23 protein-coding genes are annotated in these 26,027 nt (G+C 29.7%); 7 read left to right on the top strand and 16 right to left on the bottom strand.

Features of this window, described 5'->3' with window-relative positions:
• Nucleotides 1-6: 6 nt before the first annotated feature.
• The 8 genes from BX611_RS12540 to BX611_RS12505 form a co-directional block, all read right to left on the bottom strand.
• Nucleotides 7-999, bottom strand: coding sequence for a Gfo/Idh/MocA family protein (locus BX611_RS12540; RefSeq protein WP_115881775.1), 993 nt, complete (start codon nt 997-999; stop codon nt 7-9).
• 83 nt (nt 1,000-1,082) lie between these two features.
• The gene (locus tag BX611_RS12535; RefSeq protein ID WP_115881773.1) at nt 1,083-2,093 is read right to left on the bottom strand and encodes a glycosyltransferase family protein; all 1,011 of its coding nucleotides are present in this window, start codon (nt 2,091-2,093) and stop codon (nt 1,083-1,085) included.
• Complete coding sequence (locus BX611_RS12530) at nt 2,090-2,956, bottom strand: UDP-2,3-diacylglucosamine diphosphatase (RefSeq protein WP_115881771.1); 867 nt, start codon at nt 2,954-2,956, stop codon at nt 2,090-2,092. Before BX611_RS12530 ends, BX611_RS12535 begins: the two co-directional genes overlap by 4 nt.
• Before the next feature lie 96 nt (nt 2,957-3,052).
• Complete coding sequence (locus BX611_RS12525; protein ID WP_115881769.1) at nt 3,053-4,870, bottom strand: cation:proton antiporter; 1,818 nt, start codon at nt 4,868-4,870, stop codon at nt 3,053-3,055.
• A 37-nt stretch (nt 4,871-4,907) separates the two neighbouring features.
• Entirely contained in the window at nt 4,908-5,378 is a 471-nt protein-coding gene (locus BX611_RS12520) for a CYTH domain-containing protein (RefSeq protein ID WP_115881767.1), read from the bottom strand.
• 97 nt (nt 5,379-5,475) lie between these two features.
• Entirely contained in the window at nt 5,476-5,859 is a 384-nt protein-coding gene (locus tag BX611_RS12515; protein WP_115881765.1) for a hypothetical protein, read from the bottom strand.
• Between the two features lie 47 nt (nt 5,860-5,906).
• The gene (locus tag BX611_RS12510) at nt 5,907-6,896 is read right to left on the bottom strand and encodes an SDR family oxidoreductase (RefSeq protein WP_115881763.1); all 990 of its coding nucleotides are present in this window, start codon (nt 6,894-6,896) and stop codon (nt 5,907-5,909) included.
• 126 nt (nt 6,897-7,022) lie between these two features.
• Nucleotides 7,023-7,865, bottom strand: coding sequence for an OmpA/MotB family protein (locus BX611_RS12505; RefSeq protein ID WP_115881761.1), 843 nt, complete (start codon nt 7,863-7,865; stop codon nt 7,023-7,025).
• 141 nt (nt 7,866-8,006) lie between these two features.
• Here BX611_RS12505 and BX611_RS12500 point away from each other — a divergent pair, with 141 nt between their 5' ends.
• Nucleotides 8,007-8,993 (top strand): FAD:protein FMN transferase, encoded by a 987-nt coding sequence (locus BX611_RS12500; RefSeq protein ID WP_240325001.1) that lies wholly within the window; start codon nt 8,007-8,009, stop codon nt 8,991-8,993.
• On the opposite strand, the gene BX611_RS12495 is transcribed toward BX611_RS12500, so the two are convergent.
• The 3 genes from BX611_RS12495 to map are packed head-to-tail and all read right to left on the bottom strand — an operon-like array spanning nt 8,994 to nt 10,904.
• Nucleotides 8,994-9,761 carry a class I SAM-dependent methyltransferase gene (locus BX611_RS12495; RefSeq protein WP_115881757.1) on the bottom strand — a complete coding sequence of 256 codons (768 nt, stop codon included), beginning with the start codon at nt 9,759-9,761 and terminating at the stop codon, nt 8,994-8,996.
• Between the two features lie 4 nt (nt 9,762-9,765).
• Nucleotides 9,766-10,083, bottom strand: coding sequence for a cupin domain-containing protein (locus tag BX611_RS12490; RefSeq protein ID WP_115881755.1), 318 nt, complete (start codon nt 10,081-10,083; stop codon nt 9,766-9,768).
• A 2-nt stretch (nt 10,084-10,085) separates the two neighbouring features.
• Nucleotides 10,086-10,904: a type I methionyl aminopeptidase gene (gene map, locus BX611_RS12485; protein WP_115881753.1), complete on the bottom strand. Its 819-nt coding sequence runs from the start codon at nt 10,902-10,904 to the stop codon at nt 10,086-10,088.
• A 162-nt stretch (nt 10,905-11,066) separates the two neighbouring features.
• Between map and BX611_RS12480 the strand changes: the two genes are divergently transcribed.
• From BX611_RS12480 to BX611_RS12470, 3 genes are all read left to right on the top strand, one after another.
• On the top strand, nt 11,067-12,335 hold the full coding sequence (locus BX611_RS12480) for an acetyl-CoA hydrolase/transferase family protein (protein ID WP_115881751.1): 1,269 nt from the start codon (nt 11,067-11,069) through the stop codon (nt 12,333-12,335).
• Between the two features lie 106 nt (nt 12,336-12,441).
• The gene (locus tag BX611_RS12475) at nt 12,442-13,599 is read left to right on the top strand and encodes a methionine aminotransferase (RefSeq protein WP_115881749.1); all 1,158 of its coding nucleotides are present in this window, start codon (nt 12,442-12,444) and stop codon (nt 13,597-13,599) included.
• Nucleotides 13,587-14,363: an amidohydrolase gene (locus tag BX611_RS12470; RefSeq protein WP_115881747.1), complete on the top strand. Its 777-nt coding sequence runs from the start codon at nt 13,587-13,589 to the stop codon at nt 14,361-14,363. The genes BX611_RS12475 and BX611_RS12470 overlap by 13 nt, the downstream gene beginning before the upstream one ends.
• Nucleotides 14,364-14,467: 104 nt before the next feature.
• On the opposite strand, the gene BX611_RS12465 is transcribed toward BX611_RS12470, so the two are convergent.
• The 3 genes from BX611_RS12465 to BX611_RS12455 are packed head-to-tail and all read right to left on the bottom strand — an operon-like array spanning nt 14,468 to nt 16,696.
• Entirely contained in the window at nt 14,468-15,463 is a 996-nt protein-coding gene (locus BX611_RS12465; RefSeq protein ID WP_115881745.1) for an acyl-ACP desaturase, read from the bottom strand.
• Nucleotides 15,464-15,489: 26 nt separating this feature from the next.
• A complete protein-coding gene (locus BX611_RS12460; protein ID WP_115881743.1) occupies nt 15,490-16,221 on the bottom strand; it encodes a lysophospholipid acyltransferase family protein in 732 nt (243 codons plus the stop codon).
• Nucleotides 16,222-16,261: 40 nt separating this feature from the next.
• Nucleotides 16,262-16,696, bottom strand: a complete 435-nt coding sequence (locus BX611_RS12455; protein ID WP_115881741.1) for a hypothetical protein — start codon at nt 16,694-16,696, stop codon at nt 16,262-16,264.
• 295 nt (nt 16,697-16,991) lie between these two features.
• On the opposite strand from BX611_RS12455, the gene BX611_RS12450 reads away from it, so the two are divergent.
• The 3 genes from BX611_RS12450 (at nt 16,992) to BX611_RS12440 (ending at nt 21,949) form a co-directional block, all read left to right on the top strand.
• On the top strand, nt 16,992-19,907 hold the full coding sequence (locus tag BX611_RS12450) for a TonB-dependent receptor (RefSeq protein ID WP_181897248.1): 2,916 nt from the start codon (nt 16,992-16,994) through the stop codon (nt 19,905-19,907).
• A gap of 169 nt (nt 19,908-20,076) precedes the next feature.
• Nucleotides 20,077-21,585, top strand: coding sequence for a F0F1 ATP synthase subunit beta (atpD, locus tag BX611_RS12445; RefSeq protein ID WP_115881736.1), 1,509 nt, complete (start codon nt 20,077-20,079; stop codon nt 21,583-21,585).
• An 85-nt stretch (nt 21,586-21,670) separates the two neighbouring features.
• Nucleotides 21,671-21,949: a F0F1 ATP synthase subunit epsilon gene (locus BX611_RS12440; RefSeq protein ID WP_115881734.1), complete on the top strand. Its 279-nt coding sequence runs from the start codon at nt 21,671-21,673 to the stop codon at nt 21,947-21,949.
• 52 nt (nt 21,950-22,001) lie between these two features.
• Here the strand turns inward: BX611_RS12440 and BX611_RS12435 are convergent, their stop codons facing one another.
• Together BX611_RS12435 and BX611_RS12430 are read right to left on the bottom strand one after the other, a co-directional pair.
• Nucleotides 22,002-22,565, bottom strand: a complete 564-nt coding sequence (locus BX611_RS12435) for a hypothetical protein (RefSeq protein WP_115881732.1) — start codon at nt 22,563-22,565, stop codon at nt 22,002-22,004.
• A gap of 58 nt (nt 22,566-22,623) precedes the next feature.
• Nucleotides 22,624-26,016, bottom strand: coding sequence for a hypothetical protein (locus BX611_RS12430; protein WP_115881730.1), 3,393 nt, complete (start codon nt 26,014-26,016; stop codon nt 22,624-22,626).
• Between the last annotated feature and the right edge of the window lie 11 nt (nt 26,017-26,027).

Below are 26,027 nucleotides of genomic sequence, written 5' to 3'. Positions count from 1 at the left end.
TAATAATTAAATAGCTCCTAAAATTTTATCCATAACCCAACTAGTATGCAATGCCGATTTTCCCATTGAAGGATGTTCTTTTCCTTCAGAAAAATAATCCCGCATACCTTCCACATGAAAATACTGAACATTTTCGGGATGTTCAATCATCATATTTTCATTTTTTGACGCACTTTCTAAAACTATTGGAACATTATCAAAAACTGAAAATTTAATAATTCCCTTACTTCCATAAACCTCCACAAAATCTTCATTTAAATTACATCCAAAATTCCAACTTCCAGAACCTGTAATTCCATTTTCATGAACCCAGCAAGCTGCAATTGCATCTTTTGCGGAGTACAATCCTTGCTGATTTAAACTAATCCCTTTTGCTTCCTTAATATTTCCAAAATAATGAATAAATAAATCAATTCCATGACTTGCCAAATCATCAAAATAACCACCTGGAGCAACTAATTTATCGGTTCTCCAATTATATTCTTTTGAAATATCTTGTTCACTGGTAGTTTTGCTTAAATGCCAGTTAATATGTCTAATATTTCCAATTGCACCTTCATCAATCCAATTTTTTATTCGATTAAATCTAGGTTGTGTACGTCTGTAATAAGCAACAAATAAAGGGGTATTTGTTTGTTCAAAAGCGGTTAAAATATCCAAACTATCCTTATAATTAGGAGAAAGTGGTTTTTCTATGCAACAAGGTTTTTGAGCTGCTGCAACTTTTAACCCATAATATTTATGAGTATCTGGTGGTGTTGCAATATAAATCGCATCTACCTCATCATCATTTATTAAATCATCTGCATTGGTATAATATTTATTTACGTTATGCCTTTTTGCAAAATCTTTTGCTTTTTCTTCATCACGCCTCATAACAGCTTCTAAAGAGAATCCTGTAATTTTGTAATAAGGAGGGCCACTTTTAATTTCAGTTACATCACCACATCCAATAATTCCCCAGCGTATTTCTTTTAATTCCTTATTTCCTATATTCATATTCCTTTTTCAATTTTTGAAGGCTAAAAATACAAAGATTTGATAGGATCACATAGCGTTTGTAAATATTTATAAAATAAAAATTAGATAAATAAAAACGCTTCTTCTACAATAAAATCATATAAAATATGATCAATTATCTGTTGTGTATCATTGGGGAAATCCAGTTCAACTTTTTTATCATTTTCAATCCAATTTATAATTTTAGGAATATTCTTCTTTTTAAGTACCTTTAAAACCGGAACTCCAATCTCTTCAAGTGCTTTGGCATTAAAATGCTGTTCGTATTGGTTTTTCATTGGAATCACCATTAATTTTTTATTCAGGTAAATGGCTTCAGCAGGCGTTTCAAAACCCGCTCCACAAATAATTCCTTGACAAGAAGCTAAACTTTTTTCGAATTTTTCACTGTTTATTGGTTTAACATAAACATTCTTTTTTTGATAATACTCATTGGTATGTTTTGAAAATACTTTCCATTTAACATCTTTTATTTTTGAAAGAACGCTAATAATTTTTTCATCTGAATATGCTGGTAAATAAACTGTATAATGGTTTTTTTCAGTTCGTTTTAACAAACGGATATCAGTTCTAATTATAGGTGTATAAACTTTCTCGTTGTATTTTTTAAAATGAAAACCATAATTTAATGTACACTTCGCGTAGTTTTTAATAATAAATTTACCTATGAAATCATTATGTGTAGGTTTAGGAACATTTTCAGTATATAAAGCACCTTGATGACTTAAAGAAATACATTTTACTCCTTTTAATTTACAAGCCCAAGCTGAAATTGGTTCAAAATCATTTATAACTAAATCATAGTTTTTTACCGGACAATTTTTGATTTCTTTAATTACTCTGAAAATGTTATTTTTCTTGATAGTTTTAAAATAATCAATCCCTCCATTTTTTCCAAAATAGAAACTCAATCCCTTTTTTAAAAACTTAACTTTATAAGGTAATTCTATTTCTGCTTGAGTACCACTTACTAAAATATCAACTTGTGCTCTTTTTAATAGTGCAGGGATAATTTCTTTTGCCCGGCTTAAATGTCCATTTCCTGTTCCTTGAATTGCGTATAATATTTTCATTCTGGTTTTAAATAAAAGTCTGCTACTAATTGCCCAAAGATTTCTTTGGCGGTTTTATCAGCTACATCAAATTCTTCATTCTTTTCTGTTACATTCTCTTTTTGGTAGTGAGTTTCGGAATACTTATACAAGTTCCATTGTTTTTTATGATATTCTAAAGCGGTTAAATTTTCAATCCAATCTCCTGAATTTAAATACATTACTACACCAGTATTTGTTTCAATATTTTTTATAACCGGCTGATGAATATGACCACAAACTACATAATCAAAATTATTATTAACCGCAATATTTGCAGCAGTTTCCTCAAAATTATTAATAAATTTTACCGCAGATTTTACACTGTCTTTTATTTTTTTTGACAAGGATATTTTACCTTTTCCAAACAAATTACTAATATAATTTACACCTCGATTTATTAGAATTAGTAAATCGTAACCAGTTGCTCCAAGTTTTGCCAGCCATTTTGAATGTTGCATAGTAACATCAAAAACATCTCCGTGAAAAAACCAGACTTTTTTTCCGTCAAATTCAAGAACTACTTTGTTTTTTATTGAAAATGATCCTAAATTAAAATCTACAAATTTTCGAAGCATTTCGTCATGATTTCCTGTAATATAAATCATTTCTTTTCCTTCAGAAATCCATCCAATAATATATTTAATAACTTTCATATGTGAATTTGGCCAGTAACGTTTATTAAATTGCCAAATATCAATAATGTCACCATTAAGAATTACTGTTTTTGGATTAATACTTTTAAGATATTTTAGTAGTTCAGTAGCATGGCAGCCATAAGTTCCCAAATGCACATCTGAAATAACAACTATATCTAGCTCTCTTTTCTTTTTGGTTTTAGCCACACGATGGAATTTGCATATAAAAATCAATAATTATATGCACGCAAGTACTGAAGTAGTTGTTAATAAATAGTTTGTAGAATATTAATTATTAGTTAATTAAATAATTGTTTTTCCGATATAAATTAGAGTATTACCTTTTTCAATTTCCATGGATTCATCTAATGAAGAAATGATATGAATAACACCTTCATTGTCTTTCAAAAACATTGGAATTGCTTGTTTTTCATCATTAATTTCTTTCAATAATTCAATATATTGAGCATTAGAATTCACCTTAACTTCATTTACCAACGGAAAATCGCGTACAACTTCACTTAAATTTAGAAAATCATCTTTATGAGTAAATAATTTTTTATTTGGAACTAAATTGCCTTTTTGCATTTCATCGGTAGAAATAATTCTAAATGCACCATTTTCGCCAAATATTGGTGCAAATTTTTCAAGAGCATATTCATTTACAGCTGCGCCTCCGGTTAACGCCAACAAATAACCAATATCATTTAACTCAACATCGCCCAAGAGTTCATCGGAATAAACATCACCTTGAATAGCTTCTAACCCCAATGATTTTGCTTTTTCTATATGACTTTCATTATTATCAATCAACACAACTCTTCTTCCATTATTCTTCAAATAATTGGCTATTAATCGCGCAAAATTTGAAGCACCTATAATTATAATTCCGTCAGAAGATTTTAAAAATACACCAACAATTTTGGCAAATAACCTTGCTGTTGTTGCGTTTAATAAAACTGTTCCAAGAACAATCATAAAAACTAAAGGTGTTATGTATTTTGCACCTGGCTCACCCTGCATAACCAATTTTAAACCAAATAATGAGGCGATTCCAGCTGCAACAATTCCTCTTGGTCCTACCCAGCTTATAAACAGTTTTTCGTTAAATTTTAACCCTGAACCTAACGTACTTAAAAAAACTGATAAAGGTCTTAAAACAAACACAACCACTAAAAAAAGTACTGCTGTTTCCCATCTATTAAGCAACAATAAATCTTCAATATTAATATTGGCTGAAAGCAAAATAAATAATATTGATATTAATAAAATACTTAAAGATTCTTTAAAGTATAATATTTCTTTTAGTCCTTCAACCTTCATATTTCCAATTACCATTCCCATAACTACAACTGCCAGTAATCCAGATTCATGTGCGAATAAATCTGACAAAACGAATACTGTTAATACACTTGCTAGTGTGATTACATTTAATAAATAACGAGGAATTATTTTAAATTTCAACGAATAATAAAGTGCATATGCCGATGTAAAACCTATTGAAAGACCAATAATTACAATTTTACCAAACTCAATTAACGCCTCTCTTGTATACTCGTATCCAGCACCAACACTAATAAATTCAAATACTAAAACGGCAACCAATGCACCTATTGGATCTATTAGAATTCCTTCCCATTTTAATACTGCTGAAACGTCTTTTTTTAGTGGAATGTTTCTTAAAATCGGTGCAATAACAGTTGGCCCTGTAACAATTATTAAAGCGGAAAACAAAAATGAAATTGCCCAACTTAAGTCAAAAATAAAATGTGCTGCAACACCTGCTCCAATAAATGTAACTAAAGATCCTAATGTAATTAATTTACCAATTGCTGGACCTACATTTAAAATTTCTTCTTTTTTTAATGTTAATCCTCCTTCAAAAAGAATAATACTTATTGCTAATGAAACAAAATTAAAAAGGCGTTCTCCCGGAAATAATCCTTCCGTTCCATTCCAAACAGGCTCAATCCATTTTGTTCCGTCCTCTGAAATTAAAGTTGAAATAGGTCCTACAAACAAACCAATTAAAATTAATGGTAAAATTGCAGGAATTTTAAATTTCCAGGCAAACCATTGTGCAATAATTCCTAATATTATAATTCCTGATAACTCTAACATTTAATGAATTTTAATAAATTTTGAAGATAGCATTTATTTACCAATTACAAAATGGGTTTTTAGAGATTGAAGAATTATAGTATTTTTTTTGACCTGTAACTTCTGCTCCCAACCAACCAGGCTTTTCAAATTTAAAATCTTCACTAGGTAATTCAATTTCAGCAAGTAATAAGCCTTTGTTTTTACCAAAAAACTCATCAACTTCAAAAAATAAATTGTTATTTGTAGGTATAATATACCTTCTTTTTTTAATAACTGTTGGTTCACAGAGTTCTAATAAATTTTTAGCATCTTTAAAAGAAATTTCCTTTTCCCATTCAAATCTTGTTGTACCGGAGTTGTTCCCAATTCCTTTTATAGTTATAAACCCTTTATCATCTTTAATTCTAACGCGTACTGTACGTTCGGGAACAGTGGATAAAAAGCCTTGCTCAATTTTATACTTTTTTATGGTATGTTTTTTAAAATCACCTTTTACTAAAAATTTACGTTCAATTTCCTGATGCATATTTTAATATTATAAATTATTATAATAAGTTTGATGAAGTTTGTAATATAAAATTTAAATGAAGAACTAAAGATTGTTTAAAGATGAGGGAATTAAATTAATTACCAAACATTAATACTGCTAAAACAATTGATCCAATTCCAACACCAATCCCTAAGAAATTTGAAAATCCTGAAGATTTTTTATTTTGCTTTTGAATTGATTTAATTTCTTCAGTTTTTAAAACTGTTTCAGTAGGCTGCTTATCCTTTATTAAAAAACCAATGTAATTATTATCGTTATTAAGTTCTATTCTTTCATAAATATATTCATCTCCATTATGCATGGTAACCTTATAATAACCCTTTGAAGTATTATTTGCTGCTTCATTTAATGAAATAGGATCTTGATAAACTTTGCAACTTTGTAATAAACAAAAACATACAAGAATAATAATAATTTTATTTAACGATTTATTATTTAGAAATTTTAGAGATATCATATTTAGGGTTTTTGTAAAAAATGCAGTTAACAAGTTACATTTTTTATTCAATAAAACAATTTTTTATAAGCTGCTAAAATTTTATCAATTTGGGCATTAGTTTTAGGGTTTATTATTTTTTTATCAGGATTTTCATCAAACCATTTTAAAGTTCTTTTTATGCCTTCAGAAAATGGTATTGTAGCTTTAAACGCTGGTACAAAAGTTTTAATTTTAGTATTGTCAAAAATAACGCTTTCACTTTTGTCTCCTAATAATCCGCTTTTAAATGAAGGTTCAATTTTACCAATAAAACTAGAAGCTATATGAACAATTTTTGCTTCACAACCTAAACTGTCGGCTAAAATTTTATAAATCATATTCCATGTTAAGACTTCATCAGAAGTAATATGAAATGTATGCCCAACAGCTTGTGTTAAACCTAACAAACCAACAAAACCTTTTGCAAAATCGTCGGCATGCGTAACGGTCCACAAAGAAGTTCCATCACCATGAATAATAATTTCTTTTCCTTTTAAAATTCTATCAACTGTAGTATATTCATTAAAACCTCCAATTGCTATTGGAATTACAATGTCATAGGTATGAGATGGACGAACAATTGTAATAGGAAAATCAACTTTTCTATAAGCCTGTAATAATAGTTCTTCGCATTTAATTTTATTGTTAGAGTATTCCCAAAGGTTGTTTTTTAGAGGAGTAGATTCTGTAATTATTGGGTAGCTTAAAGGTGTTTGGTAGCAAGATGCTGAACTAATAAAAATGTATTGTTTTGTTTTTCCTTTGAATAATTGAATATCATTCTCAATATCTTCTGGTAAAAAAGCAATCCAATTTACAACAACATCCCAAGTATGTTTTTTTAGTTCTTCTAAATCTTTTGGATTTTTAATATCTCCAAATATTGTTTTAACACCTGAGATTTTAGCTGAGTTAACACCTCTATTAAAATGATAAAGGTCAATTCCTTTTTTTATAGCTAATTTGCTTGAAGCAGTACTAATATTTCCAGTGCCGCCAATAAATAAAACTTTCATTTAGTTTTTTTAAAGTTCCTATAATTGGAATGTTTATATTCAAATATAAGATTTATTTACTTAAAAATGGATGCAAAAAAAACACGCCAAGGGCGTGTTTTTTTGTAAAAAAGATTCACTCTTATTTTAATTTTCTATTTTATTTTCAAGCAAATCAAAAAACTGCTCTAATTTAGGCATTAAAACAATACGTGTTCTTCTATTTCTTGCTCTACCATCAACAGTATCATTAGTTTCTAAAGGCTTATACTCACTTCTACCAGCGGCAATTAAACGCTCAGGCTTAATGTTAAAATCATTTTGAAGCACTCTAATAACAGAAGTTGCACGTTTAACACTTAAATCCCAGTTGTCTTTTATGCCTGCAGTGCTAATTGGTTTATTATCGGTATAACCTTCAACCATTACTTCTAAATCTTGTTGAGCACCAATCACTTCAGCAACTTTACCTAACACTCTTTTTGCATCAGAAGAAATAGTTGCGCTACCACTTTTGAATAACAATTTATCAGCAATAGAAATGTATACTACAGTTTTTTCAACATCTACTTGAATGTCTTCATCATTAAATCCATCTTTTAACACGCTTTTTAACTGAAAACCTAAAGCTAAGTTTATAGAATCTTTACGTGTCATTGCTTTTTGGATATGTTGAATATACTCATCCTTTTTACCCATTTGAGCCAATGTTTCTTTTATGTTATCCATTGAAGATTTGGATAATACAGTTAAATTATCAACATACTCTAATGTTTTTTCTTTATCCTTTTTTAAACCATCAACTTGTTGTTCTAATGAAGAAATTTTACTTTCACCTTCAATTCTACATTTCATTAAATCGGCTTTTACATCAACCAATTCTTTACTTTTCGAATTAAAATTATCTTCTAATTCGGTGTATTTTTTTTGGGAAACACAAGAACTTAATACAATTGATACTATTAATACCAACACAAAACTTTTTTTCATAATATATACTAATTTAGAGCATCAAAGTTAAAAAAAAGTAGATTACATTTACAAATATTTATAGATTTTATGATGATTTTAAGACTTATTTATATTATATCTTTGCAAAAGGGAAAATTTTTACAAAAGTTATATATAATTATGAAGAATTATCTATTTATTATAAGTTTTATTCTATTATTTTCATGTGAAAATAAAAATTCAGATTTAAAGGTTTTACAAGGAAACGCAATCGGAACTACATATTCTATTAAATATATTGATACCGAAAATGATGGTTTTAATTTAGAAATTGATAGTATAATTAAAGCTGTAAATAATTCCGCCTCAACTTATATTCCAACTTCAAACATTTCAAAAATAAATAAAGGCGATACAACCATAGTTGTTGATGCTATTTTTGAAGAGGTTTTTAAAAAGTCTGAAAAAATTTATAAGGAAACAGATGGGGATTTTGATCCAACTGTTGGAATTTTAGTAAATGCTTGGGGTTTTGGTCCTGAAGCAAAAATTGAAGATTTAGATTCGGTAAAAATAAAATCTTTATTAAAATATGTAGGTTTTAATAAGGTAAGCATTGAAAATAAAAAGGTTAAAAAAGAATATCCTGAAATTTATTTCGATTTTAATGCTATTGCAAAAGGGTATTTGGTAGATTTAGTTGGAAGAAATTTTGAAGCTTCAAATATTGAAAACTATATGGTTGAAATTGGGGGTGAAATTAGAGCAAGGGGAGTAAACCAAAAAGGAAATGCTTGGACCATTGCTATTGAAAACCCAAATTTTGATGGCTCTCGTACATTTGCAACAACCATTCAATTGCATAATGAATCTATAGCAACTTCAGGCAATTATAGAAAATACAGAACAACAGCTGATGGTAAAAAATATGTGCATACCATAAATGCTAAAACGGGTTATGCTAACGAAAGCAATTTATTAAGTGCATCGGTAATTTCAAAATCTGATTGTGCCGATGTTGATGGTTATGCAACTGCACTTATGGCAATGGGTTTTGAAAAATCAAAAGAGTTTTTGGAAAATCATACAGAGCTAAAAGCATTTTTAATTTATGCAGATGAAAATGGAGATATGCAAACGTATAAGTCTGCAAATTTCAATAACTAATTATTTAGTACAAACTGGTAAAATTTCGCCTTTAACCAAACAATATTTTTTAATTAGTTTTTCTGAAAAGGTTTTTGAATAATCTACTTCATTCACCTTAAATCCAACATTTCTAAGTCTGTTAAAATAGTCTTTACCGTACACACGCACGTGGTCATATTGCCCAAAATGTTTTGCGCGTTCTTCAGGAGATGTTATTGAAAAATCTTCATAAGTGGTTTCAAGGGTTAAATCCTGTGGAATTTGAAATATTCCCATCCCTCCAACTTTTAAAACGCGGTACAATTCACTCATTGCTTTTTTATCATCTTCAATATGTTCCAACACGTGATTACAAAAAACAATATCAAACGAATTGTCTTCAAAAGGTAAATTACAAATATCTGCCTTTACATCTGCAATAGGTGAATATAAATCAGCAGTTATATAATCTAAATTTTTCTGCTTTTTAAAAAGTTTCAAAAAACATTGCTCCGGCGCCATATGCAATACTTTTTTGGGACCTGTAAAAAAATCCGTTTCATTCTTTAGATACAACCATAGCAATCTATGACGTTCTAATGAAAGTGTCCCTGGAGCTAATACATTTGTACGCTGACTCCCATATCCATAAGGTAAAAACTTCCTAAAACTTTTACCATCAATTGGATCGGTAAACTTAGTTCCTTTTAAATAAAATGAAACTAATGGAGTAACCCAATAACTAAGTTTAATTAAAATTGGACGCGGAACAGCGTTCAGAAAAAATTTAAAAACTTTGTTTAACATGCTTTTAGTTGTAGTCTTCTCTAACCGGACAAAATGTATCTGTTAATTTACATGTGGTTAGAGCTTTTCCACTATGCACTACATTTGAAGGAATGCTAACAATCATGCCGGGTTCTAAAATCATCGTTTCATTGTTGATAGTCATTTCAAGTTTTCCTTCTATTACTTGAGTTGTTTGTTCGTGAATATGTGAATGTTCAGGTAAAATAGCACCTTTTGTTATTTCCCAAAATGCAATTGTAAAACTATTTGTATGTACAAATTTGCCTTTAAAACCGGGCATAATTTCTTTTTGTTCAAAATTTTCAATTACTTTAAGCATTTTTATAAAACTAAAGGTTTTTGTCTAAATTTTTCTTCTTCATCACTTTCAATACCTAAAGCATTGTATATGTATTTAAAGGTTGAAAGTAATTCGGGTTTGCCATTTACAATAGCCACATCATGTTCAAAATGTGCACTGGGTTTATTATCTTTTGTTAAAATTGTCCAGCCATCATTAAGTTGATTTATTCTGTGTGTTCCTAAATTAACCATTGGCTCAATAGCTACAACCATTCCTTCTACAAATTTTTTACCTCTTCCTCTTTTGCCATAATTTGGCATTTCTGGATCTTCGTGCATTTTTCTTCCTAGCCCGTGTCCAACTAATTCACGTACAATTCCATATCCATGTTTTTCACAATAGTTCTGAATTGCAAAACCTACATCGCCAACTCTATTTCCAGCTTTAAATGCGCTTATTCCTTCGTATAAACTTTCTTTTGTTATTTGCAATAACTTTTTAGTTTCAGCAGCAACCTCTCCAACTTCAAAAGTATATGCATGGTCACCATAAAAACCATTTTTTAGTGCACCGCAATCAATAGAAATAATATCTCCATCTTGTAATGGTTTGTCATTTGGAATTCCATGAACAACTTGTGCATTAGGACTCATGCAAAGTGTGTTTGGAAAATCGTATAAACCCAAAAAACCCGGAATTGCGCCTTGATCTCTAATAAATTCTTCAGCCAATTTGTCTAAAAATAAGGTGGTAACACCTGGTTTAACTTCTTTTGCCAATAAACCTAAAGTTTTGGAAACTATTAAGGCGCTTTCACGCATTAATTCAATTTCTTCGGGTGTTTTAATTAGTATCATTCAATTATTTATTATTTGTGCAAAGATAATTCAAAAAAAGAAAACATACGGATACCCTTTAAAATATATGGATTTTGAATAAAATGCAAAAAATGTGACTTTTAACAGCTTTTTTTTATTGTATTCTTATTAAATTTGAATAATAATTTTTAATAATTTACTATGTATAAGTCAGTATCAGCAGAAGAGGCAGTAAAAGTTATAAAGTCAAATGACAGGGTTTATATTCAGGCAGCTGCAGCGGCATCCCAAGTTTTAATAGATGCCATGTCTGCAAGACATGAAGAACTTAGAAATGTTGAAGTATGTCACCTACATATTGAAGGAAAAACACCTTATGCCAATCCTATATATAAAGATAGTTTTCATGTAAACTCACTTTTTATTGGAAAAAATGTGCGTCATACTTTAAAAGCAGGTAATGGATCTTATACGCCAGTTTTTTTAAGTGAAGTCCCAAATTTATTTAGAAGAAATGTGTTGCCAGTTGATGTTGCATTAATTCAGGTTTCAACTCCTGATAAACATGGGTATTGTTCATTAGGTGTCTCTGTTGAAGCAATTTTATCGGTAATTACAAATGCAAAACATGTAATTGCGCATATAAATGATAAAATGCCTCGTGTTCACGGAGAAGGATTAATTCATATTTCAGAACTAGATACATTTGTTGAAGTAAGTGCTCCAATTCACGAGTTTCATATGCCTGAACCAAGCAAAATAGAAAGTAAAATTGGAGATTATATTGCTGAATTAATTGAAGATAGAAGTACGCTTCAAATGGGAATTGGTTCTATTCCAAACGCAGTATTGTCACGGTTAGGAAATCATAAAGATTTAGGTTTGCATACTGAAATGTTTTCAGATGGTGTGATTGATTTAATTTTAAAGGATGTAATAAATGGAAATTACAAAGGAATTAATGCAGGTAGAGCCTTAACCACATTTTTGGGAGGTTCTAAACGTTTATACGATTATGTAGATGATAACCCTTTTATTGAAATGCGTTCTTGTGACTACACAAATAATGTGGTTAATATAAGGCAAAACCCAAAAATGGTTGCTATAAATTCTGCAATTCAGGTAGATTTAACGGGGCAAGTTTGCGCAGATTCTATTGGAGCTAATATGTTTTCAGGTGTTGGTGGTCAAATGGATTTTATTAGAGGAGCGTCTTTAAGTGAAGGTGGAAAAGCCATAATTGCATTACCTTCAGTTACCAATAAAGGAATTAGTAGAATTGTTCCTTTCTTAAACAAAGGAGCTGGTGTTGTAACAACAAGAGCGCACGTTGAATATATAGTTACTGAGTATGGTGTGGCAAATTTATATGGAAAAACAATTGATCAGCGAGTTGCGGAATTGATAAAAATTGCACATCCAGATTTTAGGGAAAGTATGGAAAGAGAATATTATGAAGCCACAAAATAAGTTGCACTCTTTCTAAAAAAAATATTATTTTTTGTTCGTATAAATAAAGTTTTAAAAGTATAGATGCTTTTAATTTTTGTAATTTAGTTTTCAATAAAAAGTTTGTATGACATTAAAAAATCAATTTTTTCAATCCAAATTACCAACTGTAGCAACTTCAATATTTTCTGTAATGAGCGGTTTGGCGTACCAGGAAAATGCTATTAATTTATCACAAGGTTTCCCTGATTTTGAAAGTGATAAAAACTTAATTGACTTGGTAAACAATGCAATGTTAACTGGTAAAAACCAGTATGCGCCTATGCCTGGTATATTTAGTTTACGAAGATCAATTGCTGAAAAAATGGAGAATTTATATAGTGTTTCATACAGCCCAGAAACTGAAATTACCATAACAGCAGGAGCAACACAGGCTATTTTTACTATAATTGCAGCAACTATTAAAAAAGATGATGAGGTACTAATTTTTAAACCTGCGTATGATAGTTATGAGCCTACAATTGAACTCTTTGGAGGAAAAACAATAGCAGTACAATTAAATCCTGAGGATTTTAAAATTGATTGGCAATTGGTAAAAAGTTTGATTACTGAAAAAACAAAAATGCTAATAATAAATACTCCTCACAATCCTTCAGGTAGAATTTTAACAAAAGAAGATATGCTTCAGTTAGAAGCAATTTTAAAAGATACTAATATTTTATTATTAAGTGATGAAGTGTATGAGCATATTATTTTTGATGGTGAGGAGCATCAATCTGCATTACTTTTTCCAGGGCTAAAGGAAAGAACTTTTATTACTGCTTCTTTTGGCAAAACTTTTCATAATACAGGATGGAAAGTAGGGTATTGTTTAGCTCCTAAAGAGTTAATGGTTGAGTTTAGAAAAGTACACCAATTTAATGTGTTTAGTGTAAATCATCCAACACAAGTAGCATTGGCAGAATATTTAAAAACACCTAGTAATTATTTGGAGTTGGGGAATTTTTATCAGCAAAAAAGAGATTTATTTTTGAATTTGATTAAGGATTCTAGATTTGAATTTATTCCTTCAAAAGGCACCTATTTTCAATTGTTGAATTTTAGAAATATAACTATTGAAAGCGATTATGATTTTGCGATTAGATTAACAAAAGAGCAAAAAATTGCTTCAATACCAATTTCAGTTTTTAACGAAAATAATTTAGATACAAAAGTATTGCGTTTTTGTTTTGCAAAAAAAGACGAAACCTTAAAAAAAGCAGCCGAAATATTATGCAACATTTAAAAATAGCCTTAATTCAAACAGCTATTGTTTGGCATCATGTTGAACAAAATAGAGCGCTTTTTTCAGAAAAAATTAATCAGATTACAGAACAAGTTGATTTAATTGTTTTGCCTGAAATGTTTACTACAGGGTTTAGTATGCAGCCGCAAAAAATAGCTGAGTATATGTACGGAGATACAGTAAAATGGATGCAAAAAATAGCTTCAGAAAAACTTACTGCTATTTCAGGTAGTTTAATTATTTCAGAAAATAATAAATTTTACAATCGTTTTATATTTGTGCATCCTTCTGGTAAAATTGAGTTTTATAATAAGCGGCATTTATTTTCTTTGGCAGGAGAACACACAGTTTATACTTCTGGGGAAGAGAAAATAATGGTTGATTATAAGGGGTGGAAAATTTGCCCTCAAATTTGTTACGATCTGCGTTTTCCTGTATTTGCCAGAAATGTTGAAATGTATGATTTACTTTTATATGTTGCTAATTGGCCTAAGCCAAGAATTTCTGCCTGGGATATTTTATTAAAAGCACGTGCAATAGAAAATTTGTGTTATACAATTGGTGTAAATAGAATTGGTGTTGATGCTAATAATTTGGAATACAGTGGACATTCGGTGGCATATAATTGTTTGGGTGAGCAAGTTGCGAAAACTCAGGAAAATACAGAAGATATTGTAATTGTAACTTTAGAAAAAAATCATATTTCTGAAATTAGAACCAAATTAAATTTTCTTAGTGATAAAGATACTTTTGAAATAACATAATAGAATTTAGAGTACGTCAGTCTGAACTTGATTCAGCATGTTATCAAACTTTAAAAAACAAACCTAACAGGTCTTCGAGACTTGTTAGGTTTATTAATTCTACATTAAGTCAACGGAATCATCCATTTAAAATCATATTTTGTATTTGGTACAACAATTCTTTCAGTAATTCGATACATTCTGTCTGGTAATTTCATTAAATAATCTCTTGCTTTTTCAGCTTCAGCAGTTAACCCGGTAATTTTATCAATTTCCCAAGTAGCATTTAATTTTTTAATAATATCAACATAATCAAAGCCCGTATAAACACCGGCGCGTTGTGCTACCACAGAAAACTGATCAAATAAACTGCCTTTTTCTTCAAAAGAATGTCTTAAATGCATTGCTGGCATTACAATTTTATGTTTCATCATATATTGAAAAGCTAACATCATTTCACTTGGATCGTGCTGAAAAATTTGTTTTACAAACTCTGTATAAGCTAAATGGTGGCGCATTTCGTCACCAGCAATAATCTTGGACATTTTAGCCAATAATTTATGTCCGTTTTTACGTGCAATTTTTGCAACATTATTATGTGAAACATAAGTAGCTAATTCTTGAAAACTGGTATAAACAAAATTTTTATAGGGATCACGAGCTGTACCAATATCAAAACCATCACTTATTAAATGTTGGGTTGTAATTTCAACTTCACGCATATTTACTCTTCCAGATAAGTATAAATATTTGTTTAATACATCGCCGTGTCTGTTTTCTTCACCAGTCCAGGCTCTAATCCATTTTGCCCAACCATTATCTCCGCCATTAGTGCTGTGTTGAGAAACACCTTCAACATCTAACAACCAAGATTCGTAAGTTGGTAAGGCTTCTTCAGTAATAGTGTCACCCACTAAAACTACCCAAAAATCATCGTCCATTTCTTTAGATAATTCTCTAATTTCGTTTATTTCTTCAATAAATTTTTCACTTTGAGAATTTGGCAGAAAATCGGTAGGTTGCCAAATTTTTTCAGGTTTAATTAAGAATTTTTCTACAAAAGTATCAATATTCTTTTCAAGGGTTAGCATAACTTCTAACCTTATGTTATGTAATGACATGATTTTAATTTTAGTTTAGTAGGTTGCTAAACTACGGCATTTTTAATAGTTTTTTCAACTTTTTGAAATAAGTCTTCAAATTGCATAGAGCTCGCTTCTATAGGTTTATGAAATTCAAAAGTAACATTTACTCCTATTTCTAGCGGAAACATTCCAAATTTATTTAGTTTCCAGCAGTTGTTTATTGTTACAGGAATTACATAGGCTGAAGGTGCAAATTTGGTAAGCATTTTTAAGCCGTTTTCAGAAAAACGTTTTGGAACTCCATCTTTACTTCTTGTTCCTTCAGGAAAAATTACAGCAGCATAGTTGTTTTCTTCAATATATTTTCCAAAATCTCTAATTGCAGCTAATGACTGTCTTGCGTCTTTTCTGTCAATTAAAACAGAGCCGCCGTGTGTTAAATTGTAAGAGACACTTGGTATGCCTTTTCCTAATTCTTTTTTTGAAATAAATTTAGGATGATAACCTTTTAAATAACACGATATTGGACAAATATCATGCATACTTTGATGGTTTGAAACAATTATTAAAGGTACATTTTTTGGAATGGAATGATTGTTTATAAATTTAATTCGAGTGCCTAAAATATAAAGCACATAGGTTAACGTGCAATTCATTAAATCAACCATTATTTTATGGCCTTTATATTTTCCAATATTAAAACCAAGCCATTGTAACCCATGAAAAATAATTAGGAAACTTCCATAAAACAGATAGAATACCGAAGATAATATATAGGATAGTACTTTTTTCATAAAAAAATCCTAAGCTAAAAAAGCTTAGGATAGTATTAGTTTAGTTTGTAAACCATAAATTCCAAGGAATCATGGCTAAAACAATTAACAATGCTATGGTGTAAAAAATTGAAATAGTTTTAAATTTTGCAATAGCTGTTGCTTTCTTTTTATGTTTTGAAAAACCAACAGTAATTAAAATAATCGCAATAATCATCATTACTGGATGCTCCACCAACAATTTTCTAAGTTCACTGTTTTTCATAACATCTCCCATTCCAACACCTCTCATAGTTTCATAAAAGGATGACATATAATATGCGATAAATCCTAAAATTAGTTGAATGTGAGAAGCTATCAAGGCAAATAACGATATTCGTAAGTCATTTGTTCCAAATTCTTTTTTAGAGGTAAATCCTTTTATTGCATTAAAAACAGCTAAAATTAGTACAATTAATACTATATAAGCCCAATAAGAGTGAATCATTTTAATCATAATAGTTTGTTTTTTTAGTTAAGGCAAAAATAGTTAAATATAATTTAAATAAGATTTAATATTCTCAAAGATATTTTTTTTAAAGGTTAATTAGAAGGGTTGAAAGATATTAATTATGTGAAATTATTTTTAAAATTAATTGATTTTAGTTTAATTTATTTATATGATAAATATCATATTCACAATTATTTACGGCAAAAATTCCACATAATTCTTTTTTTTATTGCTTGTTTTAAAGTTAATTAGAAAAAAATTGTATTTTGCGACCATGTTAATCAATACTATATAAGATATTATGAAAAAATTATTAAGTGTATTTTTTGCACTATTTGTAGGCTCTGTGATGGTTGCTCAAACATCAATTTCAGGATCCGTAATAGAAGCAAAAACTGGTCAACCTATACCAGGTGCAAATATTAAAGTTGTTGATAAATCCATAGGTACTACAACTGATTTTGATGGGAATTTTTCATTAAAAGTTGCCCAAGACCCACCTTTTTCAATTGAGGTTTCTTTAATTGGATACTCTTCAACTGAAATTGAGATAACCCAAAATAGTCAAGAATTGTCAATTTCCTTAGATGAATCAGCTACTGCCTTAGATGAGGTTGTAGTATCAGCTTCAAGAACACCTGAACGTATTTTAGAATCTCCAGTAACCATTGAAAGAATGGATGTTAGAGAAATTAAGAATACTTCATCTCCAACTTTTTATGATGGACTGGAAAATTTAAAAGGTGTTGATGTTAATACTAACAGTTTAACATTTAAATCTATTAATACTAGAGGTTTTGCAACATTTGCAAACACACGTTTTATGCAATTAGTTGATGGAATGGATAATTCTTCACCTGCATTAAACTTTAATTTAGGAAACCTCTTAGGGATGTCTGAATTAGATGTAAATACGGTTGAATTATTACCAGGAGCATCTTCTGCATTATATGGTGCAAATGCTTTTAATGGTATTTTATTTATGACAAGTAAAAATCCATTTAATTCTGGTGGTGTAAGTGTTTATGGTAAAACAGGAATTACCTCATCTAAAGATGCTGGAGATAATAATTTTGTTGATGCAGGAATTAGAATGGCTCATAAATTTAGTGAAAAGTTTGCAGCAAAAGCTTCTTTTTCTTTCTTAAAAGGAACAGAATGGTATGCAACCGACTATAATCAATATTTAGATAATGGCGCTGGAAATGCAGATACTGTTGTACCAGTTGCAGCAGGACAAACAGCATTTGATCAATTAAATGTTTACGGAGATGAGGTTACTTTAGCCGCTACACCATTTGGCAACCTTAAAGGTGTTGGGCAATATTTAGAGGCTATAGGGCAGCTTCCTCCAGGAACAAGTGCATTATTACCAGAAGACAATGTGTCTAGAACAGGTTATAAAGAAAGGGATTTGACGGATTATGTAGCTGAAAGTGCTAAAGTAGATGTTGCTTTGCATTATAAGCCTTTTGAAGATGATTTAGAAATTATTTACAATGCAAAATTTGGGCAAGGAAATACTATTTACCAAGGAGCAAATAGATATAATATTAAAAACTTTTTTATGCAACAACACAAAATTGAAGTTAGAAATGATGACTTTTTTGTGAGAGCCTATTTGACTGATGAAGATGCAGGAGATTCTTATGATATGCGTTTTGCAGGTATTAATATGAATAAGGCAGATGCTTCACAGTGGTTTGGAACTTATGCCGGAGCTTATGCTACAGGCGCAGGTCAAATTCTTGCAGGTGGTGGTTCTCCAGCTGATGTTGCAGCAGCTTCATCTCAATTACATGCCGGTGCAAGACAGTACGCAGATGCAACAGTTACTTTGCAGCCAGGTACTCCAGAATTTAAAGCAGCTTTAGATGCTGTGGCTTCAGATCCAGATTTAGCAACTGGAGCTAAATTTCAAGATAATACCAGAATTTATCATGCAGATGCCAATTATAACTTCCACAAGTTAGTTGACTTTGCTGATATTCAAGTAGGTGGTTCTTGGAGACAATATTCATTAAACTCTAGCGGAACTATTTTTACAGATTATGATGGAGCAATAGACTATAATGAATATGGAGCTTATACGCAGATTCAAAAAAAATATTTAGATGATAGATTAAAGTTTACTGGTTCTATTCGTTATGATAAAGCTAAAAATTTTGATGGAAATGTTTCACCAAGAATTTCATTATCTTATTCATTAGGACAAGGAAAAACTAGAAATTTAAGAGCTTCTTTTCAAACAGGATTTAGAAATCCAACAACACAAGATCAATATATTGGTTTAGATGCCGGGCAAGCAATTTTAGTAGGTTCTGCTCCTGATAATTTAGATAGGTACACTTCAAATCCATTACAAAACAGTGCAACAGCACAACAATTAGGATTTCCAGGTACAGTTCAATTAAGTGGTAGATCAGCTTATGAAAATGCATACACATTAGCATCATTATATGCATTTGGTGCCAGCGCAGCTCAAGGAACAGTGAATCCAGGATTGCTAAAAGTTGCTAATTTTGATTATGTTAAGCCAGAAAAAGTTACGGCGTATGAAATTGGTTATAGAGCTGGTTTTGGTAAATTTTCTTTAGATGCAAGTGCTTACTATAATAAATATGAAGACTTTATTGGAAACAAAACAGTAATAGTGCCACATTATGGTCAAGTTGATTTTTCTGACATAATTCCATTACCTGCACAATTAGGTGGTCCAACACCTGCAGCTTTAATAGCTGTAGCTAATGGAGATTATCAACCTTTTCAAGTATATACAAACTCAGCAGCTGATATTGCTTCTTATGGAGGTAGCATTGGAATTTCAACTAAGATTTTTGGAAATTATAACTTTGGTTTAAATTATACCTATGCAAAATTTGATTTTGACCAAGATACTGATCCAGATTATGAAGCAGGATTTAATACACCTGAAAATAAAGTAAAAGTTTCTTTTGGAAATACGGAATTAATTGAAAACTTAGGTTTTGCAGTTAATCTTCGTTGGAATGATGAGTATATGTGGGAATCTTCTTTTGCGGATGCTATGATTGATGCAAGAACAGTAGTGGATGCACAAATTAACTATACAGTTCCAAAGTGGAAATCTACTTTTAAAATTGGTGGTGCAAACCTAGGAGGGAAAGAATATTTTAGTGCTCCGGGTAATGGAAAAATTGGATCACAGTATTTTGCTTCTTGGACAATAAATCCATAATAAATTTAAAAAAAACAAATTATCAAACGCTCTAAATTTTTAGGGCGTTTGTTTTTTGAAAAAAACTTAAATTATTTTTTTAAAATAAAATCAAAAAACTATCTTTGCAACCTGAAAAATGAGGTTAGACTAAAAAGATTAATTATCTAAAATATAAACAGTTAAAGTAATGACAAAGGTTACAGGTAAAGTTGCACAAATTATTGGTCCGGTTATAGACGTTGAGTTTGAATCTGGAGCAGAACTTCCAAAATTATACGATTCATTAGAAATAAAAAGAGAAGATGGTTCGCTTTTAGTACTAGAAGTACAATCACATATTGGTGAAGATACTGTTAGAACTATTTCAATGGATTCTACAGATGGATTAAGTAGAGGTACTGAAGTTTTTGCTACAGGTAATGCTATACAAATGCCTGTTGGAAGTGATATTTATGGACGTTTATTTAATGTGATTGGTGATGCAATTGATGGATTAGGTAATTTACCTAAGGCAGGTGAAAATGGTTTACCTATTCACCGTCAGGCTCCAAAATTTGAAGATTTGTCTACTTCAACAGAAGTTTTATTTACAGGAATTAAAGTAATTGATTTAATTGAGCCTTATGCAAAAGGTGGTAAAATTGGTTTATTTGGTGGTGCCGGTGTAGGTAAAACCGTACTAATTCAAGAATTAATTAACAATATTGCAAAAGGTCACGGTGGTTTATCAGTATTTGCTGGTGTAGGAGAAAGAACTCGTGAAGGGAATGACCTTTTAAGAGAGATGTTAGAATCTGGTATTATTAAATATGGTGACGATTTTATGCATTCTATGGAAGATGGAGGATGGGATTTAACAAAAGTTGATAAAGCAGGAATGAAAGAATCGAAAGCAACTTTTGTATTCGGACAAATGAACGAACCTCCTGGAGCTCGTGCACGTGTAGCCTTATCAGGATTAACTATTGCTGAATATTTCCGTGATGGTGCTGGTGAAGGACAAGGAAAAGATGTATTATTTTTCGTAGATAATATTTTCCGTTTTACACAAGCAGGTTCTGAGGTATCTGCACTTTTAGGTCGTATGCCATCAGCGGTAGGTTACCAACCTACATTAGCAACTGAAATGGGAGCAATGCAAGAGCGTATTACTTCAACAAAAAATGGTTCTATTACATCAGTACAAGCGGTATATGTACCTGCGGATGATTTAACGGATCCAGCGCCAGCAACAACATTTGCGCATTTAGATGCTACAACAGTATTATCTCGTAAAATTGCTGAGTTAGGTATTTACCCAGCGGTAGATCCATTAGATTCTACTTCAAGAATTTTAACAGCTGATATTCTAGGAAAAGAACATTATGATTGTGCACAACGTGTAAAAGAATTATTACAACGTTATAAAGAATTACAAGACATTATTGCTATTTTAGGGATGGAAGAATTGTCTGAAGAAGATAAATTAGCAGTTCACAGAGCTCGTAGAGCGCAACGTTTCTTATCTCAACCTTTTCACGTAGCTGAACAATTTACTGGTATTCCAGGTGTTTTAGTTGATATTAAAGATACTATTAAAGGATTTAATATGATTTTAGACGGTGAATTAGACAAATATCCTGAAGCTGCATTTAACTTACGTGGATCAATTCAAGATGCAATTGATGCTGGAGAAAAAATGTTAGCAGAAGCATAAAAAAGTTTTAAGTTTTTAGTGTTAAATTTTAAGTTAAATTCAACAAAACTAACAACTAAAAACCAACAACTCAAAACTAAAAAAAATGATTTTAGAAATAGTAACACCAGAAGCTACTTTGTTAAATACAGATGTTGAGTTAATAACTGTACCGGGTATTAATGGTGAATTTCAAATGTTGAATAATCACGCGCCAATTGTTTCTTTACTTGTAGAAGGAACAATTAAATTTAAAGGTGCCAATATTCAAATAGAAGAAGATTTTGAAGATAAATTTTCCGAAAATAAAGGAGAATTTTCACTACCAATTAAAAGTGGTACAATTGAAATGAAAGAAAACAAGGTTATTATTCTTGCAGACTAATTTCAATAAAATATAATTAAAAAAGCCAAGCATTATTTGCTTGGCTTTTTTTTTAGAATCTTTTTCCAATAAATATTCCCCCTCTAAAAAATCCTTCAGGAGATAGTTCGCTTAAACCAAGTGTTCTTCCCCCACCAGCAAATATTTCTAAAATAAATCCATTATTATTAACCCATTTTTTTCCAATGGACAATCCTAATGCTGTGTCAAAATATTCATTGTTATTATAGGAATCATAATAAACGTCATCTGTTCCAAAAGAAAATTTCGAGAAGCCTTCAACAAAAATTCCCTTTGCACCATAATCTTGTCGGTTTAAAAAGTACATTCTGTAAAATGGCGTTAATGAAAATTTTTCAAAATAAACATCATTTTCTCTTGGGTTTAGTAATACTGATATGCCGTAACCAGAGGCATCATTTCCAATAAATTCATAGCTAGCTTCTAAAATACCTCCAATAGTTAATTTTGCTGCATCAATTTTAATTTCACTTAAATGTGAAGGGCCTCCATAGTTTTGTGTGGTGTTTTTGTTAATTCTATAAGAGCCTTTATATCCTTGAGAAAATAGAGTAAAACTAAAAAGAAAGGCTATAACAAATGTAATTTTTTTCATAATTTATTATTTAACAATTATGATAATTACAAAAACTGAACCAAAATTTTGAAAGCGGTTAAAAAATAGCTTTTAGCTGAATTGTACCAGTATGAATTGTTTTTGAAGTCTCACTTTTTCTCCCTAAATAATTTAGATTTAAATTTAGAAAAGAATTTATTTTTCGATAGAATAACAAACTCCAAGTATAGTTTTTTCCAGATTGAAGGCCTTCAAGCATTTGATAAGCTACTGGAGAATTGTTTTCACCATTAAAATCGTTTTTAAATAAGTTTATTTCAGTTTTAATTAGGTTTTTTGGGTTGGCTGAATAATTTGCTTCAAAACCTATTTTTTGAGTTTTTAAAGTTTCAAAATCACCAATTTTATTTTCTTTATTTTTTATTTCATAAATCAAGGAGAAATAGGAACTATTGTTATAATAATAAGATAATTTTGATAAAATTGAATTGTTGTTTAATTGGTAGTTTCTGTTGCTATAATTAACTGATAAACTATTGTTTTTTGAATTACCTAAATCAAAATTTAATTGCCAAAATGCACCTAATTTATGTTCAAATTGTAATTTATGGATTTGAATTTTGTTTTCTAAATTATCAATTGTAGTTGTGTTTTTATTTTGAGATTTTATAAAATTATAAGTAGTAGAATAATTTTTTTCACCTTTATTAAAATAAAAACTGTTGTTAATATTAAAATTTAAGCCTAGTAAATTTTCATTGTTTACATCAAAAGGATTTAGATTAAATGTGTTGTCTGTTTTTTTTTGTTTACTATCTATTAAAATATATGTTTGATTGAAAAAATGTGAAAATAATTTTTTAAACCCGGTTTTTGAATTCCATTGCTGAGGGTTAATTGAGAGCGTTTGTGTAAATTTATTTTGATGTGTAGCAATATAATTTACAGTTGGTAAAATAACTCTTAAATAGGTTGCCTGGTCGGGAAATTGAGCAATTTCAAACTCATTTAATTCTTTTATTTCATTGTTATTATAATCAATCCAAGTATAAAAACCTTGTCCTGGTTCGGTTTTAATATACGTGTAATCTTGTTGTGGTAAAGTTCCTGAAAGTGTTTGGTAAACAGTGCTAAAATTTAAAAACTGATTAAATAATTGTTGCTTAAAAACTATTTTTGAGTTTAAAGATTCTTCGTTTTTGTAGTTTCTATTATCAACAGTTCTATAATTAATATATGCGTTTAAATTTGAAGTGTTTGTATTTAATAAAGTGGATTTTAAATAATAAGTTTTTGACTTATTAACTTGTGAAAACTGGTTATTTTGAATACTATCTGTTGTTCTTAAATTTACCCCAAATTGACTGTAAACATTGGTAGAATCTCCAATTCCGATAAAGGCTTCGTACTCGTTAAATTTATGACTTAAATTAGATGTCAGGTTTGTTGAAATCTCAGTTTTTTTATTGTTTTCGGCATTTATTGTAAAACCGTACCAACTTTTTAAAAGCGTATATTTTGTATTTATTGAATATCTTGAAAATGTTCCTTTTTCAAGAATTGCTTCATTATTTAATAAACTGCTATTAAAATGTATTGAAATATTTTTATGATTTAATTTTCCAAATAAATGATGCTTATTTCCCTTAAAAGAATTGCCAAATTCTAAATTTTCAAATTGATAATTAACCGAATTATTATTTTGGTTAGAAAGGTTTAAAACTGTACTCAATAATTTTTGATTTCCACCTATAGTTTCAATATTCCAATCTCTGTTAAATTCAATATTTTGGATGCGTTCTACGCTTTTAAATTTATCGTTTATAAAGTCGAATTTCAGATTACTTTTTAGTTGCCATTTTTTTTGAAAAACGATTTGATCCCAACTAAATTTTGTAGCAAATCCGTTGTTTTCCGAATCATCAATTGTTGAAAATAAATTTTCATCATTTTCACTAAAAGCAGTTTCAGCTTTAATAGTTGTTTTTGAAGTTGGATTGTAGGATGCTTTAAAAACTGCAATTTGAAGTTTATTTGGAGCAGTTAATTGAATTACGGGATTGTAGTTTCCTGAATTTTCACCAACATACTCATATATTTTTCCAAGTGCAATTACTTCTTTTAAAACATAACTTCCTAAATTTTCACCAACATATGTAAAGGCAACATTATACAATTCGTCGTTTTCATTAGTTGAGTATTCAAAAATTTCGGATATTCCAACAAGGTTTTTTTTGTACAATATTTTGTCTTCAGAATAAGTATCTAAATAAGCAGATGGTGTAACCATTAAGTTTGGATTGTTTCCGGCATCAGCTAATAACTGCTTTTGTTCATTAGATAAATCTTGCTCTAAAGGTTGATTTTTCAAATCATTTTCATTATAAAAATACCCACTAAGTGAAAGTTTGTCACTTTTATAAGCTACATTATTATAGGTTATAAATCGTGTGTAAACGTTATCTGTATATTGGAATTCTGCAGAAATACGCATATTAGCTGTAACGGGAAAAGTAGTTGTAAAAGTTAATTCTGCGGTGTTATAATCAATTATATAATCGTTTTCTTCACCACGTTTTAATAACTGTCCGTTAACATAAATTTGGTCAGTTCCAGATAAAATTAAAATGTATGTATTGGTATTTAAATCTGATAATTTATAAGGACCTTGATTTCCTTCACTACCTTTAAATTGTACTTTTTTATATTTCCCTTCAACAATTGCACCTGATGTTTGAAGGTTAATTTCTGAATTCTCATTGTTTATTTTTGCATTTATAGCCAATCCCGATACTTTTTTATTGAATTTTAAAAATGAAGTTTCGCTGTTATTTAGATAAATATCACCGGCATTAATACTCCAATTATCACTAAATAGTTCAATAAAAACGCGATCAAATTCATTTAATTTATAAGTATTTCCATTTTCTTGAATAGGTAAATTAGTATCAATAATTGAGGCTTTTAAGGTAACTTTATCAGACAGTTTTCCTGCAATTTGCAAGTCTAGTGTTGAGTTAGCTACTCCATTTTGATTGTTTCCAACAGTAAGTCCTCTTGTTATACTTCCTGCAGTATTTAGACCTTCAAATGGTTTAAAAGGTAATTTTTTCTGATTGGTTGTTAAACTATAAAGTTGAGATTCATTTGAAGAATTTGGAACAATTAGTTTTTGGTCGAATACAAAATATTCTTTGGTTAAAAATTTTGGATAAGACATATATTGAATTATAATTTCACTAAATGTTTCAGTATTTGTTGGGTTGAAAACAAGTAATGATTTTGAGAAGTCAATACTATATTTTGTTGAATCAATTTCAGTTGTTTCTTTTGAAAAAACCTTAAAATTAAAAGGAGTAATACTTACTGTATCTATTTTTACAGTATCATTTTTAACTAAAAATATTTTTTTATGAATATTTTTAGATTGTATTTGAGCATTGGAAATTACACTAATAAAAAGAAACAATAAGAATAACCATTTTTTCATTTTTTAAACTA

The organism is Lutibacter oceani (assembly GCF_003384935.1).
Lineage (GTDB): Bacteria > Bacteroidota > Bacteroidia > Flavobacteriales > Flavobacteriaceae > Lutibacter > Lutibacter oceani.
The sequence above is the reverse complement of the archived record's forward strand: the minus strand, read 5'-3'. Positions and strand labels throughout refer to the sequence as shown.